Here is a 1,274-nt window from a genome sequence, read left to right as displayed (position 1 = left end):
AGGCCTGCCAGCTCTTCCGCAGCGCTCAGAACGAGGAACTCCTGCAGGGCCGGTCGATTGAGGCGATGGCCGCCGCGAGTGTCTACGGGGCGTGCCGGTGTAACGGGCGACCACGAACGCTCGACGACATCACCGAGTCGGCGCGCGTCGAGCAATCGCGGGTGACGAACGCATACACGACGCTGAATACAGAACTCGGCCTACCAGCCCAACCCGTGACGCCCAGTGCGTTCGTCCCGCGGTTGGCGTCGGAGCTCGACGTCTCCGATCAAATCCGGCAGCGGGCTCGGCAGCTGGCGGAAGCATCCGAATCGACCGGAGCAACCACGGGGGTTCGGCCATCCGGATTCGCCGCAGCTTGTCTGTACAAGGCCGGACGCGAAGACGGGCGGTGGCTCACCCAGTCGGACATCGCTGACGTTGCGAACGTCTCAGTGGTCACCGTGCGGACCCACCGCGACGCGCTGGACGAACTGGCTGTCTAAGGCCCACACTGCTGATTTTCGGTTGTATGTCTGTAGGCTGATTGATGTGAGAGCCATTGTTTAAACCCGAAGACGAAGCATGATACGGCCAGATCACTCGATGACCGACCAGTACGCCGACTACGAAGCCCTCCGACCGCTCGGCGAAGCGACCCACGTTCCCGACGATCAACTCGCCAGTAGTAGTGGTGAGCCCCGGCGGCAGCGCTCCGGTGGCGTCGACGCGGGCTATCCAGACGGCCCGACAGCAGATGCGACCGAGTGCGCTTCCTGTGGAGCGTCGATCCCCGCTGGCCAGTCGAAGTGCCGGTTTTGTCTCACGAACCATCTCGAAGCAGCCGATGATCAGGACACATCGACTGCCGAACGGACTCTCATCCACGTCATCCAGCTGCTCGTCGAGGCGTCGACGTTCTACGGCGCCGTCGGGAAGGGATCTGCTGCGGCTACCCTCCTCGTGAAGGCAGACGATGACCCAGTAGTCGATGACTGCAAGCTAATCTACGATCTCGACGAGGAACCGGCCCCACAGCTTGTCGATCAGTGGCCCTCGCTCCCCTCGGCGACACGGGTCACGTCTGAATGTGGTAATCAGCTGCTCGCGGCTGCTCGTGAGCGGACGGCGTGGACAGAGACGACGCAGTCCTGTCACGACGGCGAGCACGCGACGTTTCTCTACGACGAAACTGGGAGCGCGGTTCGCACCGAAGAGGGGCTTGCAAGCCTTCGTGAGGACGCAGACGACGACTTCTGGCTGGTGCCAGCGATTGCGCTCCAGGAATCCGTTGA

2 protein-coding genes are annotated in these 1,274 nt (G+C 63.1%); both read left to right on the top strand.

Going from position 1 to position 1,274, the window contains the following annotated elements; all coding sequences use genetic code 11:
- Positions 1-485, top strand: a 485-nt coding sequence (locus tag FJT57_RS17150) for a transcription initiation factor IIB (protein ID WP_238994035.1), incomplete at its 5' end; no start/stop codon positions are given.
- 100 nt (positions 486-585) lie between these two features.
- Positions 586-1,274 (top strand): biosurfactant protein 1 (locus FJT57_RS16150; RefSeq protein ID WP_238994034.1); only part of this gene is annotated, 689 nt, incomplete at its 3' end.

Origin of the sequence: Halobellus captivus (assembly GCF_007655485.1) — an archaeon.
Taxonomy (GTDB): Archaea; Halobacteriota; Halobacteria; order Halobacteriales; family Haloferacaceae; genus Haloquadratum; species Haloquadratum captivum.
Note: the sequence above shows the minus strand (reverse complement) of the source record. Positions and strands in the feature narration are given on the sequence as shown.